Origin of the sequence: Klebsiella pneumoniae complex sp. WS1778 (assembly GCF_049472055.1) — a bacterium.
In the GTDB taxonomy this organism is placed as follows: Bacteria; Pseudomonadota; Gammaproteobacteria; order Enterobacterales; family Enterobacteriaceae; genus Klebsiella; species Klebsiella quasipneumoniae.
Genome location: NZ_JBKGTJ010000001.1, coordinates 1,603,158 through 1,622,780 on the forward strand (window position 1 = coordinate 1,603,158; position 19,623 = coordinate 1,622,780).

The following is a 19,623-nucleotide window of genomic DNA, read 5'->3' on the forward strand; positions in this document are numbered from 1 at the left end:
TTTTAAGTGCATATTTTATTATTATGAGAATGCACTGATTTATTCACCGCATAAATCTAATTAAAGCCCCCGCGGATACAACTATTTTTTGCTTTTTTAAACTAAAAGTTGATATCACCCCGGAAATCAGCGGCGAGAACGCCCGGCGTCGCGGCCGTTATCCAGACATTTCTCAACCTTCTTTTCATAATTCCTCCATTTTTACGGCCCCTTCCCTCACTAAACTAGTATCATTCAGCGAAACGCTTCAGGATGAGACCGTAAACTAATGAAAGGCAGTAACATACGTCGTTGGGGCGCCGCGCTGGCGGTAGTGATTATCGCCGGGGCCGCCTACTGGTTCTGGCACGATCGTGGAACGAGCGGCAGCGGGACGCCCGCCGCCGGGCAGGGTCCGCAGGGTCCGGGCGGCGCGCGCCATGGCCGCTTTGGCGGCGCGCTGGCGCCGGTGCAGGCCGCCACCGCAACCGAACAAGCGGTCCCGCGCTATCTCACCGGGCTGGGTACCGTGACGGCGGCCAATACCGTCACCGTCCGCAGCCGGGTCGACGGCCAGCTGCTTAGCCTTCACTTCCAGGAGGGTCAGCAGGTCAAAGCCGGCGATCTGCTGGCGCAGATCGATCCCAGCCAGTTTAAAGTCGCCCTCGCCCAGGCGCAGGGTCAGCTGGCGAAAGATAACGCCACTCTGGCGAATGCCCGCCGCGATCTCGCCCGTTACCAGCAGCTGGTGAAAACCAATCTCGTCTCCCGCCAGGAGCTCGACACCCAGCAGTCGCTGGTGGTGGAATCCGCCGGCACGGTGAAAGCTGATGAAGCAGCCGTCGCCAGCGCCCAGCTGCAGCTCGACTGGACGCGCATTACCGCGCCGATCGACGGCCGCGTCGGCTTAAAGCAGGTCGATATCGGCAACCAAATTTCCAGCGGGGATACCACCGGGATTGTGGTTCTCACCCAGACGCATCCGATCGACGTGGTCTTTACCCTGCCGGAAAACAGCATCGCCACGGTGGTGCAGGCGCAGAAAGCGGGTAAAGCGCTCAGCGTCGAAGCCTGGGACCGTACCAATAAGCAGAAAATCAGCGTCGGGGAGCTGCTGAGCCTCGACAACCAGATCGATGCGACCACCGGGACCATCAAGCTGAAGGCGCGCTTCAGCAATCTGGACGACGCCCTGTTCCCCAACCAGTTCGTTAACGCCCGCCTGCTGGTGGACACCCAGCAGAACGCGGTAGTCATCCCTGCCGCCGCTCTGCAGATGGGCAACGAAGGGCATTTTGTATGGGTGCTGAACGATGAGAATAAGGTCAGCAAACACAGCGTCACCCCGGGGATCCAGGACAGCCAGAAAGTGGTCATCAGCGCCGGGCTTTCCGCCGGGGATCGCGTGGTCACCGACGGGATTGACCGCCTGACCGAAGGGGCGAAAGTGGAAGTTGTCACCGCCAGCGGCAGCGAGCAGGCGCAGCCCGCCCCGCGCCAGAGCGGTAAACACGGAGCGCGTTCCTGATGCAGGTGTTACCCCCAGGCCGCACCGGCGGCCCGTCCCGGCTTTTTATTATGCGTCCGGTGGCCACCACGCTGCTGATGGTGGCGATCCTGCTGGCCGGGATCATCGGCTACCGTTTTCTGCCGGTCTCCGCCCTGCCGGAGGTCGATTACCCGACCATCCAGGTGGTCACCCTCTATCCGGGCGCCAGCCCGGACGTGGTGACCTCCGCCATCACCGCCCCGCTGGAGCGCCAGTTCGGCCAGATGTCCGGCCTCAAGCAGATGTCGTCGCAAAGTTCCGGCGGCGCCTCGGTCGTCACGCTCCAGTTCCAGCTGACCCTGCCGCTGGACGTTGCCGAGCAGGAAGTGCAGGCGGCCATTAACGCCGCCACCAACCTGCTGCCGAACGATCTGCCCAACCCGCCGGTCTACAGCAAGGTGAACCCGGCGGATCCGCCGATCATGACCCTCGCCGTTACCTCCTCCGCGATCCCGATGACCCAGGTAGAGGATATGGTGGAGACGCGGGTGGCGCAGAAGATCTCTCAGGTTTCCGGCGTCGGTCTGGTGACCCTCGCCGGCGGCCAGCGCCCGGCGGTGCGGGTGAAGCTTAACGCCCAGGCCATCGCCGCCCTCGGCCTGACCAGCGAAACCGTGCGCACCGCCATCACCAGCGCCAACGTTAACTCGGCGAAAGGCAGCCTCGACGGCCCGGCCCGCGCGGTAACGCTTTCCGCTAACGATCAGATGCAGTCCGCTGAGGATTACCGCCGCCTGATTATCGCTTATCAGAACGGGGCGCCGATCCGGCTCGGCGATGTCGCCAGCGTCGAACAAGGGGCCGAAAACAGCTGGCTCGGGGCGTGGGCCAACCAGCAGCGGGCGATCGTGATGAACGTCCAGCGCCAGCCGGGGGCCAACATCATCGACACCGCCGACAGCATTCGCCAGATGCTGCCGCAGCTCACCGAGAGCCTGCCGAAATCGGTGAAGGTGCAGGTTCTCTCCGACCGGACCACCAACATTCGCGCCTCGGTGCGCGACACCCAGTTTGAGCTGATGCTGGCCATCGCCCTGGTGGTGATGATCATCTACCTGTTCCTGCGCAACGTGCCGGCGACCATTATTCCCGGCGTCGCGGTGCCGCTGTCGCTGGTGGGCACCTTCGCGGTGATGGTATTCCTCGACTTCTCGATCAACAACCTGACGCTGATGGCCCTGACCATCGCCACCGGCTTTGTGGTGGATGACGCCATCGTGGTGATCGAGAACATCTCGCGCTATATCGAGAAAGGCGAGAAGCCGCTGGCCGCTGCGCTGAAAGGCGCGGGAGAAATCGGCTTCACCATCATCTCCCTCACCTTCTCGCTGATCGCGGTGCTGATCCCGCTGCTGTTTATGGGCGATATCGTTGGCCGCCTGTTCCGCGAATTCGCCGTTACCCTCGCCGTCGCCATCCTGATCTCGGCGGTGGTCTCCCTGACCCTGACGCCGATGATGTGCGCCCGCATGTTAAGCCACGAATCGCTGCGTAAGCAGAACCGCTTCTCGCGGGCCAGCGAGCGCTTCTTTGACCGGGTGATCGCCGTCTATGGCCGCTGGCTGAGTCGGGTGCTGAACCACCCGTGGCTGACGCTCGGCGTCGCCCTGAGCACCCTGGCGCTGTCGATTCTGCTGTGGGTCTTTATCCCGAAAGGCTTTTTCCCGATCCAGGATAACGGCATTATCCAGGGCACCCTCCAGGCGCCGCAGTCGGTCTCCTTCGCCAGCATGGCCCAGCGCCAGCAGCAGGTTTCCGACATTATTCTCAAGGATCCGGCGGTGGAGAGCCTGACCTCGTTCGTCGGCGTCGACGGCACCAACCCGGCGCTGAACAGCGCCCGCCTGCAGATCAACCTCAAGCCGCTGGATGAACGCGACGACCGCGTCCAGACGGTGATTAGCCGTCTGCAGCAGGCGGTGGCCGGTGTCCCGGGCGTGGCGCTCTATCTGCAGCCGACCCAGGATCTGACCATCGACACCACGGTGAGTCGCACCCAGTACCAGTTCACTCTGCAGGCGAACTCCCTCGAGGCGTTGAGCACCTGGGTGCCGCCGCTGCTCAGTCGCCTGCAGGCCCAGCCGCAGCTGGCCGACGTCAGCAGCGACTGGCAGGACAAAGGCCTGGCCGCCTATATCAAGGTGGACAGGGACAGCGCCAGCCGCCTCGGCATCTCGATGGCCGATGTCGATAACGCGCTGTACAACGCCTTCGGCCAGCGGCTGATCTCCACCATTTACACCCAGGCGAATCAGTATCGCGTGGTGCTAGAGCAGGATACCGAGGCGACCCCGGGCCTGGCGGCGCTGGATAATATCCGCCTGACCAGCAGCGACGGCGGCATCGTGCCGCTGACCGCCATCGCCACGGTGGAGCAGCGCTTTACCCCGCTGTCAGTGAACCACCTCGATCAGTTCCCGGTGACCACCATCTCGTTTAACGTTCCGGACAACTACTCGCTGGGCGAAGCGGTAGAGGCAATCCTCACCGCCGAACAGTCGCTGGATTTCCCGAGCGATATTCGCACTCAGTTCCAGGGCAGCTCGCTGGCCTTCCAGTCGGCGCTGGGCAGCACCGTCTGGCTGGTCGTGGCCGCGGTGGTGGCGATGTATATCGTCCTGGGGGTGCTGTATGAGAGCTTTATCCATCCGATCACCATTCTCTCCACTCTGCCCACCGCGGGGGTCGGGGCGCTGCTGGCGCTGTGGCTGGCGGGCAGCGAGCTGGACGTGATCGCCATCATCGGCATCATTCTGCTGATCGGCATCGTGAAGAAGAACGCCATCATGATGATCGACTTCGCGCTGGCCGCCGAGCGCGAGCAGGGCATGCCGCCGCGGGAGGCGATCTACCAGGCCTGTCTGCTCCGCTTCCGACCGATCCTGATGACCACCCTCGCCGCCCTGCTCGGCGCCCTGCCGCTGATGCTGAGCACCGGCGTCGGCGCGGAGCTGCGGCGTCCGTTGGGGATCGGCATGGTTGGCGGCCTGATGCTCAGCCAGGTGCTGACCCTGTTCACCACCCCGGTGATCTATCTGCTGTTCGACCGCCTGTCGCTGCACCTGAAGCGCCGCTTCCCGCGTCAGGAAGAGGAGGCGTAAGTGAAGTTTTTCGCCCTCTTCATTTACCGCCCGGTGGCGACGATCCTCATCTCGCTGGCCATCACCCTGTGCGGCATTCTCGGCTTCCGGCTGCTGCCGGTGGCCCCGCTGCCGCAGGTCGATTTCCCGGTGATTATGGTCAGCGCCTCGCTGCCGGGGGCCTCGCCGGAGACCATGGCCTCGTCGGTGGCCACCCCGCTGGAGCGCTCCCTGGGGCGGATTGCCGGGGTCAATGAGATGACCTCCTCCAGTTCACTCGGCAGCACCCGCATCATTCTCGAGTTTAACTTCGACCGCGATATCAACGGCGCGGCGCGCGATGTCCAGGCAGCGATCAACGCCGCGCAAAGTCTGCTGCCGAGCGGGATGCCCAGCCGGCCGACCTACCGCAAAGCCAACCCGTCGGATGCGCCGATCATGATCCTGACGCTGACCTCCGACACCTACTCCCAGGGTGAGCTGTATGATTTCGCCTCCACCCAGCTGGCGCAGACCATCGCGCAGATTGACGGCGTCGGCGATGTCGACGTCGGCGGCAGCTCCCTGCCGGCGGTGCGCGTCGACCTCAACCCGCAGGCGCTGTTCAACCAGGGCGTGTCGCTGGACGCGGTGCGCACCGCCATCAGCGACGCCAACGTGCGCAAGCCGCAGGGGGCGCTGGAGGACAGCGCCCACCGCTGGCAGGTGCATACCAACGATGAGCTGAAGACCGCCGCCGACTATCAGCCGCTGATCGTCCACTACCAGAATGGCGCCGCGGTGCGGCTGGGGGATGTTGCCACCGTGTCAGATTCGGTGCAGGACGTGCGCAACGCCGGGATGACCAACGCCAAGCCGGCGATCCTGCTGATGATCCGCAAACTGCCGGAAGCCAATATCATTCAGACGGTGGACAGCATCCGCGCCCGCCTGCCGGAGCTACAGCAGACCATCCCGGCGGCCATCGACCTGCAGATCGCCCAGGATCGCTCGCCGACCATCCGCGCCTCGCTGGAGGAGGTGGAGCAGACGCTGGTGATTTCGGTGGCGCTGGTGATCCTGGTGGTGTTCCTGTTCCTGCGCTCCGGACGCGCCACGCTGATCCCCGCCGTCGCCGTTCCGGTTTCCTTAATCGGCACCTTCGCCGCGATGTACTTATGCGGTTTCAGCCTCAATAACCTGTCGCTGATGGCCCTGACTATCGCCACCGGCTTCGTGGTGGATGACGCCATCGTGGTGCTGGAGAATATCTCCCGCCATCTGGAGGCGGGGATGAAACCGCTGCAGGCGGCGCTGCAGGGAAGCCGCGAGGTCGGCTTTACCGTCCTGTCGATGAGCTTGTCGCTGGTGGCGGTGTTTCTGCCGCTGCTGCTGATGGGCGGCCTGCCGGGCCGCCTGCTGCGCGAGTTCGCCGTCACCCTGTCGGTGGCGATCGGCATCTCGCTGGCGGTCTCCCTCACCCTGACGCCGATGATGTGCGGCTGGCTGCTAAAAAGCGGCAAACCCCACCAGCCGACGCGCAACCGCGGCTTTGGCCGCCTGCTGGTGGCCGTACAGGGCGGCTATGGTAAATCGTTAAAATGGGTGCTGAAGCACAGCCGCCTGACCGGCCTGGTGGTGCTGGGCACCATTGCCCTCAACGTCTGGCTCTATATCTCGATCCCGAAAACCTTCTTCCCGGAGCAGGACACCGGCGTGCTGATGGGCGGCATTCAGGCCGACCAGAGCATCTCCTTCCAGGCGATGCGCGGCAAGCTGCAGGACTTTATGAAAATCATTCGCGAAGATCCGGCAGTGGATAACGTCACCGGATTTACCGGCGGCTCGCGGGTCAACAGCGGGATGATGTTTATCACCCTCAAGCCGCGCGACCAGCGCCACGAGACGGCGCAGCAGGTGATTGACCGGCTGCGCAAAAAGCTGGCCTACGAGCCCGGGGCTAACCTGTTCCTGATGGCGGTGCAGGATATCCGCGTCGGTGGCCGGCAGTCGAACGCCAGCTATCAGTACACCCTGCTGTCCGATGACCTGTCGGCGCTGCGCGAGTGGGAGCCGAAGATCCGCAAAGCGCTGGCGGCGCTGCCTGAGCTGGCGGACGTCAACTCGGATCAGCAGGACAATGGCGCCGAAATGGACCTGGTCTATGACCGGGATACCATGTCGCGCCTCGGCATCAGCGTTCAGGACGCCAACAACCTGCTGAACAACGCCTTCGGCCAGCGGCAGATCTCCACCATCTACCAGCCGCTTAACCAGTACAAGGTGGTGATGGAGGTGGATCCGGCCTACACCCAGGACGTCAGCGCCCTGGATAAGATGTTTGTCATCAACAGCGAGGGTAAGCCGATCCCGCTGGCCTACTTCGCCAAATGGCAGCCGGCCAACGCCCCGCTGTCGGTGAACCACCAGGGGCTGTCGGCGGCGTCCACAATCTCCTTTAACCTGCCCACCGGCCGCTCGCTGTCGGAAGCCAGCGAGGCGATTAACCGCGCGATGACCCAGCTCGGGGTGCCGTCCACCGTACGTGGCTCCTTTGCCGGTACCGCTCAGGTGTTCCAGCAGACCATGAACGCGCAGGTGATCCTGATCCTCGCGGCCATTGCCACGGTCTATATCGTGCTGGGGATGCTCTACGAGAGCTATGTACATCCGTTGACCATCCTTTCGACGCTACCCTCCGCCGGGGTGGGCGCGCTGCTGGCGCTGGAGATATTCGATGCCCCGTTCAGCCTAATCGCCCTTATCGGGATCATGTTATTAATTGGCATCGTGAAGAAAAACGCCATCATGATGGTTGATTTTGCCCTTGAGGCGCAGCGCACCGGCAACCTGACGCCGGAAGAGGCGATTTTCCAGGCCTGCCTGCTGCGTTTCCGGCCGATTATGATGACCACCCTCGCCGCGCTGTTCGGCGCCCTGCCGCTGGTGCTCTCCGGCGGCGACGGCTCCGAACTGCGCCAGCCGCTGGGGATCACTATCGTCGGCGGTCTGGTGATGAGCCAGCTGTTAACGCTCTACACCACGCCGGTGGTCTATCTTTTCTTTGACCGTTTGCGGCTGCGTTTTTCGCGTCATTCCACTCAACCGGTAAGCGAATAAGATGACAGACCTCCCGGCCAGCGTGCGCTGGCAGCTATGGATAGTGGCGTTCGGCTTCTTTATGCAGTCGCTGGACACCACCATCGTCAACACCGCCCTCCCCTCGATGGCCAAAAGCCTTGGGGAGAGTCCGCTGCATATGCATATGATCATCGTCTCCTATGTCCTGACGGTGGCGGTGATGCTGCCGGCCAGCGGCTGGCTGGCCGACCGGGTCGGGGTGCGCAATATTTTCTTTACCGCCATCGTGCTGTTTACCGCTGGATCGCTGTTTTGCGCCCAGGCCAGCACCCTTGACCAGCTGGTGATGGCGCGGGTGCTGCAGGGTATCGGCGGCGCGATGATGGTGCCGGTCGGTCGCCTGACGGTGATGAAGATCGTCCCGCGCGATCAGTACATGGCGGCGATGACCTTCGTTACCCTGCCGGGCCAGGTCGGCCCGCTGCTCGGCCCGGCGCTGGGCGGGGTACTGGTGGAGTACGCCTCCTGGCACTGGATCTTCCTCATTAACATCCCGGTGGGGATCGTCGGCGCCATCGCCACCCTCTGCCTGATGCCCAACTACACCATGCAGACCCGACGCTTCGATCTCGCCGGCTTTGTGCTGCTGGCGGCCGGGATGGCGACCCTGACCCTGGCGCTGGATGGCCAGAAAGGGCTCGGCATTTCCCCCGCCTGGCTGGCGGGACTGGTGGCCGTCGGCCTCGCCGCCCTGCTGCTCTACCTGTGGCACGCCCGCGGTAACGCCCGGGCGCTGTTCAGCCTTAACCTGTTTCGCAACCGCACCTTCTCCCTTGGCCTCGGCGGCAGCTTCGCCGGGCGCATCGGCAGCGGCATGCTGCCGTTTATGACCCCGGTGTTCCTGCAGATCGGCCTCGGTTTTAGCCCCTTCCACGCCGGGCTGATGATGATCCCGATGGTGCTCGGCAGCATGGGGATGAAGCGGATCGTGGTCCAGGTGGTCAACCGCTTCGGCTACCGTCGGGTGCTGGTCGCCAGCACTCTGGGGCTGGCGGCAGTCAGCCTGCTGTTTATGTTTTGCGCCCTGGCGGGCTGGTATTACGCGCTGCCGCTGATCCTGTTTCTGCAGGGGATGATCAACGCCAGTCGCTTCTCGTCGATGAATACCCTGACCCTGAAAGATCTCCCGGACGATCTGGCCAGCAGCGGCAACAGCCTGCTGTCGATGGTGATGCAGCTGTCGATGAGTATTGGCGTGACCATCGCCGGGCTGCTGCTGGGGCTGTACGGCCAGCAGCATCTGAGCCTCGACGCCGCCGGCACCCATCAGGTCTTTCTCTATACCTATCTGAGCATGGCGGCGATCATCGCCCTGCCGGCGCTCATCTTTTCCCGGGTACCGGATGACGTCGGCAGCAATACCGTCATCCGTCGACGCAACAGGAGTGGATCGTGAAATTTTGGCGCCCGGGCATTACCGGCAAGCTGTTCCTCGCTATTTTCGCCACCTGCATCGTGCTGCTGATCAGCATGCACTGGGCGGTGCGCATCAGTTTCGAACGCGGGTTTATCGATTACATCAAGCGCGGCAATGAGCAGCGGTTAACCATGCTTAGCGACGCGCTGAGCGAGCAGTATGCCCAGCACGGCAGCTGGGCGTTTCTGCGCAACAATGACCGCTTTATCTTCCAGCTGCTGCGCACCTTCGAACGGGATAATGACGACCGCTCGCCGCCGGGGCACGCCATGAAGCCGGGGGCGATGGACGCGCCGGGCGCCGGTCCCGATGGGCCGCCGCCGGATGGTCCCCCTGACGGCCCGCGCCCGAGGCCGGAAATGCCGCCCCACGGCTGGCGCACCATGTTCTGGGTGGTTGATCAGTCTGGCCGGGTGCTGGTGGGCCCCCGCGAGCGTGTGCCGGAGGACGGCAGCCAGCGCAGCATTATGGTCAACGGCGTGGAGGTAGGCAGAGTGATCGCCTCGCCGGTGGAGCGGCTAACCCGCAATACCGACATTAACTTCGACCGGCAGCAGAAGCGCACCAGCTGGCTGATTGTCGCCCTCGCCACCCTGCTTGCCGCGCTGGCCACCTTCCCGCTGGCCCGCGGCCTGCTGGCGCCGGTGAAACGGCTGGTGGAAGGCACCCATAAGCTGGCGGCGGGCGACTTTTCCACCCGCGTGACGGTGACCGGCGGCGATGAGCTCGGCCGCCTGGCGCAGGATTTTAACCAGCTTGCCAGCACCCTGGAGCGCAACCAGCAGATGCGTCGCGACCTGATGGCCGATATCTCCCATGAACTGCGTACCCCGCTGGCGGTGCTGCGCGGCGAGCTGGAGGCGATTCAGGACGGGGTCCGGCGTTTTACCCCTGAATCCATTCCCTCTCTGCAGGCTGAAGTGGCCACCCTCACCAAGCTGGTAGACGATCTCCATCAGCTGTCGATGTCCGATGAGGGAGCGCTGGCCTACCAGAAAACCTCGCTGGATATCATCACCCTGCTGGAGGTAGCCGCAGGCGCTTTTCGCGAGCGCTTCGCCGGCCGGCAGCTGAGCATCCAGGTGTCGCTCCCGGAGCAGGCGATGATCTTCGGCGACCGCGACCGCCTGATGCAGCTCTTCAACAATCTGCTGGAAAACAGCCTGCGCTATACCGACAGCGGCGGCAGCCTGCACATCACCGCCCGCCGCAGCGGACGGATGCTGGTGATCGACTTCGCCGACAGCGCCCCCGGGGTCAGCGATGAGCAGCTGGCCCGCCTGTGCGAGCGCTTTTACCGGGCAGAAGGATCGCGCAACCGCGCCAGCGGCGGCTCCGGCCTTGGGCTGGCGATTTGCCTCAATATCGTAGCGGCCCACGGCGGCACCCTGCGTGCCGACCATTCGCCTTTTGGCGGGGTTAGCATTAAAGTTGAGTTACCTCTGGAACATGATTTACCGAGAGACGTATGACTGAATTGCCTGTAGATGAAAACACCCCGCGCATTCTTATCGTGGAAGATGAACCCAAGCTCGGCCAGCTGCTGATTGATTATCTGCAGGCCGCCGGCTATGCGCCTACGCTGATTAACCATGGCGACAAGGTCCTGCCCTACGTTCGCCAGACTCCGCCGCACCTGATCCTGCTGGATCTGATGCTGCCCGGTACCGACGGCCTGACGCTGTGCCGCGAAATTCGCCGCTTCTCCGACGTTCCGGTGGTGATGGTGACGGCGAAAATCGAAGAGATCGACCGCCTGCTGGGGCTGGAGATTGGCGCCGACGACTATATCTGCAAGCCTTACAGCCCGCGGGAAGTGGTCGCCCGGGTGAAAACCATTCTCCGCCGCTGCAAGCCGCAGCGCGACCTGCAGGCGCTGGACGCGCAGAGTCCGCTGATTGTCGACGAGGGCCGTTTTCAGGCCTCGTGGCGCGACAAGCTGCTGGACCTCACCCCCGCCGAGTTTCGGCTGCTGAAAACCCTCTCCCAGGAGCCGGGCAAAGTGTTCTCCCGCGAACAGCTACTCAACCATCTGTATGACGACTATCGGGTAGTGACCGACCGCACCATCGACAGCCACATCAAGAACCTGCGGCGCAAGCTGGAGGCGCTGGACGCCGAACAGTCGTTTATCCGCGCCGTGTACGGGGTTGGCTACCGCTGGGAAGCCGACGCCTGCCGGCTGGCGTAGTGAGCCTTTCCCGGCTCGCGCTGCGCTTAGCCGGGCTACAAGTCCACCGCCGTCTGCAATCCGTAACCCGGGTAAGGCGTTTACGCCGCAACCCGGGAAACTCCGTAGCGTCTATCCCACCAGGCGTTATGAGTGCTGTCAGTGTGAGCACTGCCCAGGTTCAAAATGGCAAACAAATTAGCCATACTGAAAGATACCCATCTGATATTTACTCCCCTTCGCCGCGGCGCTACAATGCCCGCCCTTAATGTGGGGACACTCCCCAACTCGCCGCACCCGGTGCGGCGAATCTGACCTGTCATCAGAACGAGAACACCATGTTTAAACCAGAACTCCTTTCCCCGGCGGGAACGCTGAAGAATATGCGTTACGCTTTCGCCTATGGCGCCGATGCCGTTTATGCCGGCCAGCCGCGCTACTCGCTGCGCGTGCGTAACAACGAATTCAATCACGAAAATCTGCAGCTCGGCATCAATGAAGCCCACGCGTTGGGTAAAAAATTCTATGTGGTGGTCAACATCGCCCCGCATAACGCCAAGCTGAAAACGTTTATTCGCGATCTGAAGCCGGTGGTGGAGATGGGTCCGGACGCGCTGATCATGTCCGATCCGGGTTTAATCATGCTGGTGCGGGAAAACTTTCCGGATATGCCGATCCATCTTTCGGTGCAGGCCAACGCCGTCAACTGGGCGACGGTAAAATTCTGGCAGCAGATGGGCCTCACCCGCGTGATCCTGTCGCGTGAACTGTCGCTGGATGAAATCGAAGAGATCCGCCGCCAGGTGCCGGAGATGGAAATTGAGATTTTCGTCCACGGCGCGCTGTGCATGGCCTACTCCGGCCGCTGCCTGCTCTCCGGGTATATCAACAAGCGCGACCCGAATCAGGGAACCTGCACCAACGCCTGCCGCTGGGAATACAACGTGGCGGAAGGTAAAGAGGACGACGTCGGCAATATCGTTCACAAATATGAGCCGATTCCGGTGCAGACCGTGGAGCCAACCCTCGGCATTGGCGCACCGACCGATAAAGTCTTTATGATCGAGGAAGCCAAACGTCCGGGCGAGTACATGACCGCCTTCGAAGATGAGCACGGCACCTACATCATGAACTCGAAAGATCTGCGGGCTATCGCCCACGTTGAGCGTCTGACCCAGATGGGCGTTCACTCGCTGAAGATCGAAGGCCGCACCAAATCCTTCTACTACTGCGCGCGCACCGCCCAGGTTTACCGCAAGGCGATCGATGATGCCGCCGCCGGCAAACCGTTCGATACCAGCCTGCTGGAAACCCTTGAGGGGCTGGCCCATCGCGGGTACACCGAAGGCTTCCTGCGCCGCCATACCCATGACGATTACCAGAACTACGAATATGGCTACTCCCTCTCCGAACGCCAGCAGTTTGTCGGCGAATTCACCGGGGAGCGGAACGGCCCGCTGGCGGCAGTGGCGGTCAAAAATAAGTTCAGCGTTGGCGACAGCCTTGAACTGATGACTCCGCAGGGTAACGTCAACTTCACCCTCGAGCACATGGAAAATGGCAAAGGCGAAGCCATGCCGGTGGCCCCGGGCGACGGCTATACCGTATGGTTGCCTGTGCCGGACGACCTGCCCCTGCAGTATGCGCTGCTGATGCGCAACTTTACTGGTCAGACAACCAGAAACCCGCACGGTAACTAGTTAATTTGCGTTATTTTTTCACGATGTAAGGATATTAGAATCGGATCACATACCGTTTCGATCGAAACAGGTATCATCCATTTCGCTGAAAAACATAACCCATAAATGCTAGTTGTACCAGGAACCACCTCCTTAGCCTGCGTAATCTCCCTTACGCGGGCTTATTTTTTTGCCTCTCTTCCGGCCTTCACTTGCGTCATGCGGTACACTTTATGCAACATTGAGCAATAAAGGTTCCCTTGATGATGTCTACGTTTCCTGCCAGCTTACTGATCCTTAACGGCAAAGGTGCCAATGAACCGCAGCTACGCGAAGCGGTTAACCTGTTACGCGATGAAGGGATTGATATTCACGTCCGCGTGACCTGGGAAAAGGGCGATGCCGCGCGGTTTATCGATGAAGCCCTGCAGCTGAACGTTGAAACGGTGATCGCCGGCGGCGGCGACGGCACGATTAATGAAGTGGCGACCGCGCTGGTGGAGCGCGGCAGCAACATGGCGCTGGGGATTTTACCGCTGGGCACGGCCAACGACTTCGCCACCAGCGTCGGTATTCCACAGGATCTGGCCAGCGCCCTCAAGCTGGCGATCGTCGGTCGCGATGTGCCGATAGATATCGCCCGGGTTAATGATAAGACCGGCTTTATTAATATGGCGACCGGCGGGTTCGGCACCCGGATCACCACCGAAACGCCGGAAAAGCTCAAAGCCGCGCTCGGCGGTGTATCTTATTTAATCCACGGCCTGATGCGCATGGATACCCTGAAGCCGGACCGCTGCGAGATCCGCGGGGAGAACTTTCACTGGCAGGGCGATGCGCTGGTCATCGGCATCGGCAACGGCCGCCAGGCGGGCGGCGGCCAGCAGCTATGTCCGGAGGCGTTGATTAACGATGGTCTGCTGCATCTGCGCATTTTCACCGGCGAAGAGCTGATCCCTGCCCTCTTCAGCACCCTGGCGAATCCGGAAAACTCGCCGAATATTGTCGACGGCGTCTCCTCCTGGTTTGAGATCACCGCCCCCCATGAGATGACGTTTAACCTCGACGGCGAGCCGCTCAGCGGAAAAACCTTCCGTATGGAGCTGTTACCGGCGGCCCTGCGCTGCCGGCTGCCGCCCGACTGCCCGCTGTTGCGCTGATCAGGCTTCGCAAAGCAAAGACGGTGCCCGGCTGGTATACAGCAGCCGGGTTCGTTGATTGAGCCTCTGAATGTTAAGGTAAAACGGCACCTGCGGCTGCAGGAAAAACCTAGGCAGGATATCGATCCAAACAACGCGCTTACATTAATAGACGATACCCACAACCACAAAAAACCTATAACATCAAATGGTTACCTATTAAAATGGGCGCATCTGCCGTGAGACAATGCGCCATAAAGCTTAGTATTCCGCCACCTCACGCGCCATTTCGCGCGTATATTGCCGACTGGCGTTAACCAGCATCTGCGTATAGGCCGTCTGCGCCTGGCCGCTGACCAGCGCATCGACCGTCAGGGTTTCGAGGATCTTCCCGTACTGCATCACCGCCACTTTCTGGCATAAGTGGGCAATAACCCCAAGATCGTGGGTGACCATCAGGTAAGTGAGCTTAGCCTCCCGCTGCAATTCTGCCAGCAGGTTAAGGATCTCAGCCTGCACCGACACATCCAGCGCCGACGTCGGCTCATCCAGCAGCAGCACCTGAGGCTCAAGAATCAGCGCTCTGGCTATCGCCACGCGCTGCCGCTGCCCGCCGGAGAGCTGATGCGGATAGCGCTCGCGAAAGGCGCGGTTGAGGCCAACTTTATCCAGCAGCACATTGATCCGCCGGTCGCGGTCGTTGATACGATGGATCTGCAGCGGCTCTTCGAGGATATCGCCAATGGTGTGACGGGGATGCAGCGATCCGTAGGGGTCCTGAAATACCATCTGCACCTGACGGCAGCGCTCGCGGCTAATTTCATGCCCTAAGGGCTGAGCATCGATGGTCAGTTCCCCCTGCCAGTGGGTAAACAGCCCCGCCAGGCACTTGAGCACCGTCGTTTTACCGGAACCGGACTCTCCTACCAGACCGTAGATCTCGCCGGGCTTAACGTGGAAACTGACGTCATACAGCACCTGGTTACGCTTCTCCCCCTCGCCAAACGCGAGGTTGAGATGTTGAACTTCAATCATTATCCGCTCCTTAATCCGTTAACCAGCTGGCCTGACGCTGCAGCACCGGCAGTATCGGGCGACGATGCTGCATATCCGGCAGCGAGTTAATCAATCCCTGAGTGTAGGGGTGACGGGCGTGATCGAGATCTTTAGCGGCGATGGACTCCACTACCCGTCCGGCGTACATCACCAGCACCCGGTCGCAGAAGCTGCGCACCAGGTTGATATCGTGGCTGATAAAAATCAGCCCCAGCCCGCGCGACTGGACCAGGTCATCCAGCAGGCCCAGCACCTGCAGGCGCACCGACACGTCCAGCGCGGAGGTGGGCTCATCGGCAATGATCAGCTCCGGGTCGGTAATCAGCATCATGGCGATCATGATGCGCTGCCCCTGTCCGCCGGATATTTCATGCGGATAAAGCTGATAAACGCGCTCCGGCTGGCGAATACGCACCACCTCCAGCATCTCCAGCGCCCTGGCTTTCGCCTCATCTTTGCGCCCGGGATGATGAGTAAGCCAGGCCTCGGCGATTTGCTTACCCACGCAGACCACCGGATTAAGCGAATATTTCGGGTCCTGCATAATCATAGAGATACGTTTGCCGCGTACGCCGCGCATCTGCGCTTCGCTAAGATGCTGCAGATCGAGGTCGGCAAACTGCATCCGGCTGGCGCTGACGCGGGCCTTTTTCGGATGCAGCTGCAGCAGCGCGCGCCCAACGGTGGACTTACCCGAACCGGACTCGCCGACAATAGCCAGCTTCTCATGCCCCAGTTGGAAGGAGACGCCGCGCACGGCGTGGGTCACCGCGCTACCGTTAACAAAGTCGACGCACAAATCGCGCACGTCGAGCAGCGGTGCATTATTCACTACGGGGATCGAGGATGTCACGTAGGCCATCTCCTAAGAAGTTGAACGCTAAGCTATTGATCAAAATCGCCAGCCCCGGAATGGTTACGACCCACCAGCACTCCATCATATAAGTGCGCCCGCTGGAGATCATCGCTCCCCACTCCGGCTCTGGCGGCTGCGCGCCGAGGCCGAGAAAGCCTAGGCCGGCCGCAGTCAGAATGATCCCGGCCATATTCATGGTGATACGGATAATGACCGAGGGCAGACACAGCTGTACGATATGGCGCCAGAGGACGCGGGCCGATGAAGCGCCCTGCAGACGCACGGCGGAGATAAAATCAGCCTGGCGCAGAGAGAGCGTTTCGGCGCGCGCCAGACGGGCAATCGGCGGCCAGGCGGTCAGCGTGATGGCGATAACCACGTGCTCCAGCCCCGGTCCTAAAGCGGCGACAAACGCCAGCGCCAGGACCAGACTCGGGAAGGAGATGAAAATATCGGTGACGCGCATCAGCACCATATCGACTTTACCGCCGAAATAGCCGGCACTGACGCCCAGCAGCAGTCCGAGCGGACCGACGGTCACTGAGACCAGCAGCACGATATAGAGCGTGATGCGGGAGCCGTACACCAGGCGACTAAAGATATCTCGGCCAAACTCATCGGTGCCGAACCAGTGCTGCGCATTCGGCGCGACCAGCGCACTATTCAGGTCCTGTACCAGCGGGTTATAAGGCGCAATCAGCGGCGCGAAAATCGCCACCACCAGCAGCATAAAGATAATTCCTCCGCCGATGGCCGTGAGCGGATTGCGCGCCATTTTGCCGATAAACCCGACGGCCCGCGCCGCCGCGCGTTGCAGCCGCTGACGGCCTTCGCCCGCACCACCCGAAAGCGGCGAATCCAGAGAAACGGTCATGATTTTGTCCTCGGGTCAAAGAATTGATACAGCATGTCGGAGAGCAGGTTGAGCATCACGAAGATCACCCCCACCAGCAGCACGCAGCCCATCACCGCATTCATATCGCCCAGCAGCAAGCTTCCGGTAAGGTAGGAGCCAAACCCCGGCCATGAGAAGACGGTTTCAATCAGCACCGCGCCTTCCAGCAGCGCGCCGTAGGCCAGCGCCACCACCGTCAGCAGTTGCACGAGGATGTTACGAAACGCATGGTTCCAGATAACCTGGCGCTCGGTCAGCCCTTTCACCCGGGCGGTAATAATGAACTCCTGCGACAGCTGGGCCAGCATAAAGCTGCGGGTCATACGGCTGATATAAGCCAGCGAGTGAAAACCCAGCAGCGAGGCGGGAAGAATCAGATGATTAATGGCGTTCCAGAACACCTGGCCGTTGCCGGCCAGCAGCGCATCAACGGTCATCAGCCCGGTGCAGCGCGGCACCACACCATCCAGCCCGAGCTCTACCCTCCCGGCGCCGCCTACCCAGCCAAGCCAGGCATAGAACACCAGCAGCCCCATCATCCCGACCCAAAAGATCGGCATCGAGTAGCCCGCCAGGCTGATAATGCGTACCACATAATCGGAGACGCTATTGCGCCGCGCCGCCGCCAACACGCCCAGCGGAATACCAAGACCCGCGCCGACAATAATCGCCATCGTTGCCAGCTCCATGGTGGCCGGGAAGACGCGGATAATATCGTCCACCACCGGTTTCCCGGTCAGCAGCGCGTTGCCCAGATCGCCGTGCAACAGGTTGACGAAATAGATGCCAAACTGGGTGGTCAGCGATTTATCAAACCCCAGCTGCTGGTAAACCTGCTGATAGGTACTCTGGTCAGCATCCGGGCCGACAATCGCCAGCACCGGGTCGATGGGCATGACGCGGCCAATGGTAAAGGTCAGCAGCAGCAGGCCGAACAGTGTAATCACCACCTGCAGTAGCCGTTTTGATAAGCGCCGGCCGCGTGAGCCGGGCGCAAGGATTGCGGTACTCATCCTTTCTCTCCTTCGCGGACTTTATAGACGTCACGCAGAAAAGTGGTGGCGGAGGGGTGCGGCTGATACTCCCGTACCTCGTTGCGCACGACGACCGAATCAACCATCTGCGAAAGCGGAATTAAAGCCGGAACCAGCTGGTCGTAGCGTGTCTGGATGGCCTGGTAGTCAGCCACCTGTTTTTGCGGATCGCGTTCCAGCAGGGCCTGGTCAATCATCGTATTCAGTTGCGGGTCGTAAAAACCGGTACGCCAGCCCTGGAAGTTGGTCAGGCGCGCCTTATCGCTGTTATCCGGGTTATAGACCAGCGCGCGCAGGCTGGAGTGCGGATGCGGCTCCATCCCGCTGCCGCCGCGACCTACCAGCAGGTCAAATTTACGCTCGCGCATTGCGCCGTAGATCTGGTTACCAGTGCCGGTGATGATTTTGGCGTTAATCCCCGCCTGCATCAGCGTCGACTGCACGGCGATAGCGATGTTAAGAAATGGCTGATCGGAGAGTACCCGCAGCGTGGTATCAAAGCCGTTGGGATATCCCGCTTCCGCCAGCAGCTTTTTCGCCCGCGCCACATCCAGCCTGTAGCCGGGATCGGGTAGCGTGGACGGCATTCCCGCTTTGATAGGCCGCTGGTGCAGCACGCCGTAGCCCGGCATCAGCGCTTTATTGATACCCTGGTAATCAATCAGATAGCGCACCGCCTCGCGCACTTTCGGATTGGCGAAGTGCGCCTCTTTCATGCTCATCGCCACGTAGTACATGGTGCCGCGCTGCACCGCATCGACGGTCAGCTGCGGATCGCTGCGCAGGGCGTTGATATCGGAAACCGCCATATTGTTGGCAATATCAAGGTCGCCTTTTTCGATCATCAGGCGCAGAGTTTGCGACTCCTGGAAATGACGCAGTACCACGCGGCTCATTTTCGCCTCGCCGCGCCAGTAGTCAGGGTTGCGCTTCATGCGCAGCACATCTTTCGCCTGCCAGGTTTCGAGGATAAACGGCCCGGAACCGGCTTCATGGGTGGTTAGCCAGCGGTTACCCCAGTCGTTATCCTGCTGGTGGCTTTGCACCGTTTTACTGTCCAGCACTCCGAGGTTGCCCAGCGCCGCCAGCGAGTAAATCACCAGCTGCGGATCGTTATCTTTGGGTAATACGATTTGCACCGTGAAGCGGTCCGGCGCGCTGACCTGGCTGTCGATATTTTTCTTACTGAAGCCATAGGATTTCCATACTGAGGCCTGGGCCAGGTTGAGGTGCAGGATGCGCCGCATTGACCACACGACGTCGGCGGCGGTCAGCGGGTTGCCGGAGTGAAACTTAACGTCATCGCGCAGATGAAAGGTCAGGGTTTTGCCGTCGGGGCTGATATCCCAGGATTTCGCCAGCGCGGGCCTGACGGTGGTGAGCTGCTCAGGGTCAAGCTCCACCAGCGAGTCGTAGAGGTTGACCACGATCCCCACCACTTCGTTACCGGTCATCGCCGCCGGGTCAAGGGTGAGCAGGTTATTCATATTCATGCCGATGATCAGCTGGTCGGGCGGCGTTTTCGCCACCGCCTCCCCGCTCCCCATCGACATGGCGAGCGCGAGAATACACGCTCCCAGTAAGGAGGTTTTTTTCATATCTCTGTTTGCCTGTACTGTAGGGTACATGTTGCCGGATGGCGGCATTTT

13 protein-coding genes are annotated in these 19,623 nt (G+C 61.3%); 8 read left to right on the forward strand and 5 right to left on the reverse strand.

The features are described 5' to 3' along the window. The first annotated feature begins 268 nt into the window (after nt 1-268). The 8 genes from ACLEXF_RS08145 to yegS all read left to right on the forward strand — a co-directional run bounded on the left by ACLEXF_RS08145 (nt 269) and on the right by yegS (nt 14,154). Nucleotides 269-1,507 (forward strand): MdtA/MuxA family multidrug efflux RND transporter periplasmic adaptor subunit, encoded by a 1,239-nt coding sequence (locus ACLEXF_RS08145; protein ID WP_004201552.1) that lies wholly within the window; start codon nt 269-271, stop codon nt 1,505-1,507. After that, nucleotides 1,507-4,629: an MdtB/MuxB family multidrug efflux RND transporter permease subunit gene (locus ACLEXF_RS08150; RefSeq protein WP_017899361.1), complete on the forward strand. Its 3,123-nt coding sequence runs from the start codon at nt 1,507-1,509 to the stop codon at nt 4,627-4,629. Before ACLEXF_RS08145 ends, ACLEXF_RS08150 begins: the two co-directional genes overlap by 1 nt. Beyond that, nucleotides 4,630-7,707 carry a multidrug efflux RND transporter permease subunit MdtC gene (gene mdtC / locus ACLEXF_RS08155; RefSeq protein WP_043520382.1) on the forward strand — a complete coding sequence of 1,026 codons (3,078 nt, stop codon included), beginning with the start codon at nt 4,630-4,632 and terminating at the stop codon, nt 7,705-7,707. Between the two features lies 1 nt (nt 7,708). Continuing rightward, nucleotides 7,709-9,124: an MFS transporter gene (locus ACLEXF_RS08160; protein ID WP_004201556.1), complete on the forward strand. Its 1,416-nt coding sequence runs from the start codon at nt 7,709-7,711 to the stop codon at nt 9,122-9,124. Beyond that, nucleotides 9,121-10,617, forward strand: a complete 1,497-nt coding sequence (gene baeS, locus ACLEXF_RS08165) for a two-component system sensor histidine kinase BaeS (RefSeq protein ID WP_048295157.1) — start codon at nt 9,121-9,123, stop codon at nt 10,615-10,617. Before ACLEXF_RS08160 ends, baeS begins: the two co-directional genes overlap by 4 nt. Then, nucleotides 10,614-11,336, forward strand: coding sequence for a two-component system response regulator BaeR (baeR, locus tag ACLEXF_RS08170; protein WP_004201558.1), 723 nt, complete (start codon nt 10,614-10,616; stop codon nt 11,334-11,336). Before baeS ends, baeR begins: the two co-directional genes overlap by 4 nt. 317 nt (nt 11,337-11,653) lie before the next feature. Beyond that, nucleotides 11,654-13,015 (forward strand): tRNA 5-hydroxyuridine modification protein YegQ, encoded by a 1,362-nt coding sequence (gene yegQ, locus ACLEXF_RS08175; RefSeq protein WP_004201559.1) that lies wholly within the window; start codon nt 11,654-11,656, stop codon nt 13,013-13,015. A 242-nt stretch (nt 13,016-13,257) separates the two neighbouring features. Next, nucleotides 13,258-14,154: a lipid kinase YegS gene (yegS, locus tag ACLEXF_RS08180; protein ID WP_017899357.1), complete on the forward strand. Its 897-nt coding sequence runs from the start codon at nt 13,258-13,260 to the stop codon at nt 14,152-14,154. 240 nt (nt 14,155-14,394) lie between these two features. Here yegS and ACLEXF_RS08185 read toward each other — a convergent pair whose 3' ends face one another. The 5 genes from ACLEXF_RS08185 to ACLEXF_RS08205 are packed head-to-tail and all read right to left on the reverse strand — an operon-like array spanning nt 14,395 to nt 19,572. After that, nucleotides 14,395-15,168 (reverse strand): ABC transporter ATP-binding protein, encoded by a 774-nt coding sequence (locus ACLEXF_RS08185; RefSeq protein WP_004180550.1) that lies wholly within the window; start codon nt 15,166-15,168, stop codon nt 14,395-14,397. Between the two features lie 10 nt (nt 15,169-15,178). Further along, entirely contained in the window at nt 15,179-16,042 is an 864-nt protein-coding gene (locus ACLEXF_RS08190; RefSeq protein ID WP_004175147.1) for an ABC transporter ATP-binding protein, read from the reverse strand. After that, complete coding sequence (locus ACLEXF_RS08195) at nt 16,014-16,919, reverse strand: ABC transporter permease (protein ID WP_407259691.1); 906 nt, start codon at nt 16,917-16,919, stop codon at nt 16,014-16,016. Before ACLEXF_RS08195 ends, ACLEXF_RS08190 begins: the two co-directional genes overlap by 29 nt. After that, the gene (locus ACLEXF_RS08200) at nt 16,916-17,953 is read right to left on the reverse strand and encodes an ABC transporter permease (protein ID WP_032456380.1); all 1,038 of its coding nucleotides are present in this window, start codon (nt 17,951-17,953) and stop codon (nt 16,916-16,918) included. The genes ACLEXF_RS08195 and ACLEXF_RS08200 overlap by 4 nt, the downstream gene beginning before the upstream one ends. Next, nucleotides 17,950-19,572 carry an ABC transporter substrate-binding protein gene (locus ACLEXF_RS08205; protein ID WP_004180553.1) on the reverse strand — a complete coding sequence of 541 codons (1,623 nt, stop codon included), beginning with the start codon at nt 19,570-19,572 and terminating at the stop codon, nt 17,950-17,952. Before ACLEXF_RS08205 ends, ACLEXF_RS08200 begins: the two co-directional genes overlap by 4 nt. Nucleotides 19,573-19,623: the final 51 nt, after the last annotated feature.